The organism is Aetokthonos hydrillicola CCALA 1050, from assembly GCF_017591665.1.
In the GTDB taxonomy this organism is placed as follows: domain Bacteria; phylum Cyanobacteriota; class Cyanobacteriia; order Cyanobacteriales; family Nostocaceae; genus Aetokthonos; species Aetokthonos hydrillicola.
In genome coordinates this window covers 1-5,573 of record NZ_JAAKGC010000193.1, presented here as the reverse complement: position 1 = coordinate 5,573, position 5,573 = coordinate 1, and the positions used below count along the sequence as shown (strand labels likewise).

At 40.1% G+C, this 5,573-nt stretch carries 7 protein-coding genes; 5 read left to right on the top strand and 2 right to left on the bottom strand.

The window, feature by feature from the left end; all coding sequences use genetic code 11:
* The 3 genes from G4P69_RS35205 to G4P69_RS35195 all read left to right on the top strand — a co-directional run.
* Positions 1-931: ATP-binding cassette domain-containing protein (locus tag G4P69_RS35205; protein WP_208354565.1), on the top strand; the 931-nt coding region annotated here is incomplete at its 5' end.
* Between the two features lie 332 nt (positions 932-1,263).
* Positions 1,264-1,758, top strand: a complete 495-nt coding sequence (locus G4P69_RS35200) for a GNAT family N-acetyltransferase (protein WP_208354563.1) — start codon at positions 1,264-1,266, stop codon at positions 1,756-1,758.
* A 740-nt stretch (positions 1,759-2,498) separates the two neighbouring features.
* The gene (locus G4P69_RS35195) at positions 2,499-3,404 is read left to right on the top strand and encodes a tetratricopeptide repeat protein (protein WP_208354561.1); all 906 of its coding nucleotides are present in this window, start codon (positions 2,499-2,501) and stop codon (positions 3,402-3,404) included.
* A gap of 38 nt (positions 3,405-3,442) precedes the next feature.
* On the opposite strand, the gene G4P69_RS35190 is transcribed toward G4P69_RS35195, so the two are convergent.
* Positions 3,443-3,667, bottom strand: coding sequence for a type II toxin-antitoxin system HicB family antitoxin (locus tag G4P69_RS35190; protein WP_208345194.1), 225 nt, complete (start codon positions 3,665-3,667; stop codon positions 3,443-3,445).
* Positions 3,651-3,923: a type II toxin-antitoxin system HicA family toxin gene (locus G4P69_RS35185; RefSeq protein WP_208345192.1), complete on the bottom strand. Its 273-nt coding sequence runs from the start codon at positions 3,921-3,923 to the stop codon at positions 3,651-3,653. The genes G4P69_RS35190 and G4P69_RS35185 overlap by 17 nt, the downstream gene beginning before the upstream one ends.
* 233 nt (positions 3,924-4,156) lie before the next feature.
* Between G4P69_RS35185 and G4P69_RS35180 the strand changes: the two genes are divergently transcribed.
* Positions 4,157-4,555 carry a hypothetical protein gene (locus G4P69_RS35180; RefSeq protein ID WP_208345191.1) on the top strand — a complete coding sequence of 133 codons (399 nt, stop codon included), beginning with the start codon at positions 4,157-4,159 and terminating at the stop codon, positions 4,553-4,555.
* Between the two features lie 229 nt (positions 4,556-4,784).
* Positions 4,785-5,573, top strand: a 789-nt coding sequence (locus tag G4P69_RS35175; RefSeq protein WP_208354559.1) for a GAF domain-containing protein, incomplete at its 3' end; no start/stop codon positions are given.

Genomic DNA, 5,573 nt, shown 5'->3' with positions numbered 1-5,573 from the left:
CCAAAGTGTTTTCCAACAACCACAGCACGAATATACGCGATCGCTCCTTGAAGCTGCTTTACACATTCAAGCAGGCGCAACCCATGAGCAAATCAAAGCAGATAACGCATCCGTTGCTACACCGATTTTGCGCGTCACAGATTTAAAACATTACTACACTTTAGAACCTAACTTTATCGAAAGGTTCTTTCAGCAGCAAAGCCAAACCATCAAAGCAGTGGATGGGATCAACCTAGAACTTTATCCAGGGGAAATTTTAGGATTGGTTGGGGAATCAGGTTGTGGTAAGAGCACACTCTCCAAGACAATATTGCAACTGATTCGTCCCACAGCGGGGAAAGTCGAGTTTTTAGGAAAGGATCTAACCAGTCTCTCACGTCAAGAAATGCGATCTTGTCGACGACAAATACAAATGGTGTTTCAAGATCCTCATGCTTGTTTAAATCCAGCAATGACGGTAGGGGAGAGTATAGCTGATCCCATGATTATTCACAACCTTGCAGATGCATCTAAAGCAAAACAAGAGGTACAGTGTATGCTAGAGAAAGTCGGATTGAACCCGCCAGAATCGTATATAGATCGCTATCCATCAGATTTATCTGGTGGACAGCAGCAACGAGTAGCAATTGCTCGTGCTTTGATTACCCGTCCTAAATTACTGATTTGTGATGAGCCAGTCAGTATGTTAGATGCTAGCGTGCAGTCACAAGTACTGGATCTGATGCTGCACCTCAAAGCCGAATTTGATTTAACATATTTGTTTATTACTCACGACCTCTTGTTAGCGAAATTTTTATGCGATCGCATTGCTGTCATGTATAATGGCAAGATTGCAGAAATTGGCTCGACAAAACAGATGTTTGACGATCCTCAACATCCCTACACGAGAACCTTGCTCAGTGCTGCTCCTCTTTTGGGGAGTAGAGGGTAGCCCCTTTGGGGAAGTCAAAAGTCACGCATTCAAAAGTCAAAAGTTGCGTGCGGGACAGGGGGAGCGGGGGAGCAAGGGAGTGAGGGTGTGCCCTGACTATAGATAAGCTGTTGCCCTATTTATTTAAATTGGGATTAAGATTAGAGCTTCCTTTATTTCTTTGTGTCATTTGTATCGTAATTATTGTGGCGAACTTGATATTATGTCTTGCAGTTGTTTGAGCGTATGCGCACTGACGGCACACCACAAACTACAAATGAAATAAACATCTCCCCTGCCCCCCTGCTCCCTGCTCCCTGCTCCCTGCTCCCTCTGTCCCTTGAAAACCGAAAATGAAAATTCGTGATGCTACTGAAAATGATTTGTCGATGATTGTAGCGATTTATAATGCTGCAATTCCTAGTCGTATGGCGACTGCTGATTTAGAATCAGTGTCTAGAGAAAGTCGTTTAGCTTGGTTTCAAGGGCGATCCCCAACAAAATACCCTCTTTGGGTCATTCAAGTAGATAGTGTAGTTGCTGGATGGTTGAGCTTTCAATCCTTTTATGGACGACCAGCTTACTATAAAACCGCTGAAATTAGTATTTATATTAACCCAGATTATCAGCGACAAGGTTTAGGAAAGAAGCTTTTAACTCAAGCAATTGAGCATAGTCCAAGTTTAGGTATAAAAAATTTATTAGGCTTTATTTTTGCCCACAACCAACCAAGTTTAAAGCTATTTGAAAAATTTAACTTTCAACGCTGGGGATATTTACCTAATGTTGCACAACTTGATGAGATTGAACGCGATTTAGTCATTATGGGATTGCGAATTAATGCATAATGAAAGGGAGATCGAAGCCGTGAAAACTAGGTCGAATATCTTTTTTTACACGATTTAAGTATGTTAATTTTTTTATAAATTTTTTGGAAGAGTGATCTGTATCACTGTAACAATTATTAATTGCATAAAATCTTAAGAAAGAGTGTATAGTAAATATATTAATGTCATCTACCCTTAAATGATCCAGTTTTACAAGGTTATAAAAAATCGTGTAAAATTGGTAAAAATCATTTGTAAGTCTGGAAACAGGCTGTTATAAAAAGGAGTCAGGAGACAGAATACAGGAGCCAGAATACAGAACCTATAAAACAGTTATCAATTGAACACTGATAACTGAATTCAACCCCTGTCTCGGTAACGAGTAAACTAGGTTTTAAACCAGTATTTATGATACTGACTCCTGGCTCCTGACTCCTGAATTCTTCTTTATAAATACAACGAGTTTAAGGGACTACCGTTTTCAAGAATCTCCAAATATATGAAGAGAAAGAATTCAGAAATCAGGACTTATGAGTTAGAATCCATGCTAAATTCTGAGCAACTAGCGAATGAATAAAGGGGTTTAAATCCTCATCAAGTTCTTAACTGAATCCTTAATTCTCGATTCTGATTTCTATTTTATAGAAGCTTTTGGAGTTTTCATTTCTGGTTTTTTCTAGAAAAAACTAAGTCACCAAAATCCGGGGCAGTATCACCAAGCTATTCAGTGATTTGAAAATCGGCTTGCTATGAGTTGCAAAATGAATGAGCGGATTTGGCAAACCAGTGCCTTGAATTCGTCAGAAAATATTTGTCCATTTTTGGGGAATTATCAGCACGCAATTGATTACGAGCAAAAGGCGCTCCTGATTGCTTGTGAAAGAGAAGATATAAAAGCGAAGGGAGATTCATTAGCAAATCTCGGTCGTATTTATCTTCATCTAAGAGATTGGGAAATGGCAATTAAGTTTTGCACGCAATCGCTCTCTATCGCAGTAGAAACTAACAACAAAAACCTTTTAATTAACAGCTTTCATACTCTTGCCTATGCACACAAAGGGCTTGAGCAATATCAAAAGGCGACCGACTTTTTTACGGAAGCCTTAAAGATTGCTTCAGAAATAGGAGATAAAAGACTACAAAGTGCCATTTTACAGGCACTGGGCGATGTATTTGTTGAAACCAATCAACTTGAGGAAGCAATTGAATATAATTTAAAATCTCTGCGCGTTATTAGACAGGTTGGCGATCAATTTGGAGAGGCTGCTGCATTATCTAGAATTGCTAGTATATATCGGCAGATTGGAAGTTGTAATAAAGCATTAGCATACTATAAAGAGTCTTTAGTAATTTTGCAGTACATAGGAGCAAAACAAAGCCAGCAACAGCTACTTTTAAACATTGGGGGGATATATTACTGTGAACGACAATATCCCCAAGCAATAGGATTTTTACAGTCTGCTTTACTCCTTGCTCAGGAATTAAAAAATGTTGCAGAAGAAGCTAAGGTTTTATTCGCTCTTGGTGCAACTTTCCACCGCTTAAGTAGCCCTCTCGAAGCTATATCCTACTATCGTCGGGCATACAGTATTTATAAAAGGTTAGGAGACGAGAAACTGGCTCAAAAAATGCTAAGGATGGTTTATCAATTGGGAGCAGAATTTTAAGCCGAACTTCTATCCGTGTGAATCTACTCAAACAAGTTTTATTCCAACGCACGGATAGACATCAGGCGTTTTTGCGGTTCAGGAATGAAACGTCCTAGCTCTCTTGCTGTCTCGATCCACTCTTGCATCACAACTTCTACATTACATATTGCTTCCTTATATGTAGAACCATCAGCAGCGCAACCTAGCAATTCCGGTACTTCAGCAATAAACGCCTGATCTTCTTCACTCCAGTAAAGAATAATTTCATAACGGAGCATTATTCTGTTTACCTCCTAGCTGGTACTTAAGAAGCACTGCACGAACTTTTTTAACTTGGTATGGTTTGGCTTTTCCTTTCTTGTGCTGTAGGTTTAATATTTCCTCCACATCTTTTTTTGTAAAAATGTAGTGGCTACCGCGAATTCGTTCATTAAAGCCTAGATTTTTCAAGAGTTGCCATAGTTGAGCAAAAGGGATATCTGCATCAGATGCTCCTCCCAACAGGATTTTAGATAAGAGTTTGTTTTCTTGATTCACGATTTTCAACAAATATCCTCAGAGTATCATATTATCAAAGTCAAATTTTTGAGTATTGGATTCAAATATAGGAGGAACGTGGGATTGAGATAACGAGGTATCATTCTTCTTACTGCGGATCTCGGTTACGGGAACTATAAAGATTTTTATACTGTCTTACCACAAAACAGAAAAACATCCCTATGGATGTGAAGAAACTATTCTGTCTTCTTAGAAGAGGGAAAGGATAACTTATGAATCTAGTTCTCAAACACTCATTTTTACCCACCTTGATGGCTACAAGTGTAGTGGGTGTCTCGCTACTCCCTTATAAACCTGCTGCTGCCGATGATCATATACTAAAAGGTGCCGGTATCGGTGCAGCGGCGGGTGTGGTTTCTGGAGCAGTCCTTCATCGTGGTAATGTTCTAACCAATGGAGTTAATGGTGCAGCTGCGGGTGCTGCTGCGAATGCTGCTAATAGTAATAGACGCGCAAAGAACAAGAAGCGTAGTTTAGTTCAAGATGTTGGAGTGGGTGCAGCAGCTAGTACAGTATCCGGTGCAATTATCCACCGTGGTAATCCTGTCAAAGATGCTATCAGTGGTGCAGCGGCGGGTGCGGCTGTCAATATTCTAGACGGTAACCGATAACGCTCCCTAAAGAGGACGCAAAGAAACAGGGATACGGAGACGCGGGGAAGTTCGTTCCTCCCCGTGTTTTTGTATGCTTATTTTTTAAGACTTGTATTGATAAAAGCGGCGCTCGAATCCATGCCCCATGCCCCATGCCCATTGCCCCATGCCCTTGTAACTCATTTTCTTTTAAGATCTTAATCAATTTGGGGAAGACTAAGTGTGAAAAATAGTCATCTTCAAAAGCATGCAAAGCCCGATCTCGTCGAAAAATCAATCAGACTCGATGACTGCTGCTGACTACCAGCTGCAAATTGAACAGCACAAAACTTTAGCACATGTAATTTCTTTAATTAGAAAGCCACTACAATTAGAAATTATCTTTCAGAGTACAGCCCTCGGAGTACGCCAACTGCTTAAAGCCGACAGAGTTGGTGTTTTTCGCTTTGATCCCCAAGCAAATTGGGAAGGAGAATTTGTTTCTGAAGATGTAGCACCAGGTTGGGATTCCGCGATCGCAAGAAAAGTCCATGACTATTGCTTTGGGGAAAAGTTTGCTATTCATTACCAACAAGGGCGTATACAAGCGGTTCCTGATATCTATAACGCTGGTTTAACCGATTGTCATGCTGAAATTTTAGCAAAATTCCAAGTTCGCGCTAACTTAATAGTACCTCTACTAAACGGCGATGTACTCTGGGGATTGCTTTGTATTCATCAGTGCAGTCGTCCTCGTGAGTGGAAAGCATGTGAAATTGAGTTTATTCAGCAAATTGCTGAACATTTAATGATAGCGATTCAACAAGCCGAGTACATTAAAAAGGTTCAGCAACAAGCAGCAGAACTGTCGCAAATGCTCCAAGAATTACGACAAACACAAACTCAATTAATCCAGCATGAAAAAATGGCTAGCTTGGGGCAAATGGTTGCTGGTGTAGCCCACGAAATTAATAACCCTATCAACTTTATATTTGGCAACCTCTCCTATATGAGAGAGTATACGGAGAATTTGCTAAATATCTTAAGCCTTTATCAG

Bases quoted from the DNA above. Each gene is read 5' to 3' on its own strand.
- G4P69_RS35200 (WP_208354563.1), top strand. From the start codon at position 1,264: ATGAAAATTCGTGATGCTACTGAAAATGATTTGTCGATGATTGTAGCG.
- G4P69_RS35195 (WP_208354561.1), top strand. From the start codon at position 2,499: ATGAATGAGCGGATTTGGCAAACCAGTGCCTTGAATTCGTCAGAAAAT.
- G4P69_RS35180 (WP_208345191.1), top strand. From the start codon at position 4,157: ATGAATCTAGTTCTCAAACACTCATTTTTACCCACCTTGATGGCTACA.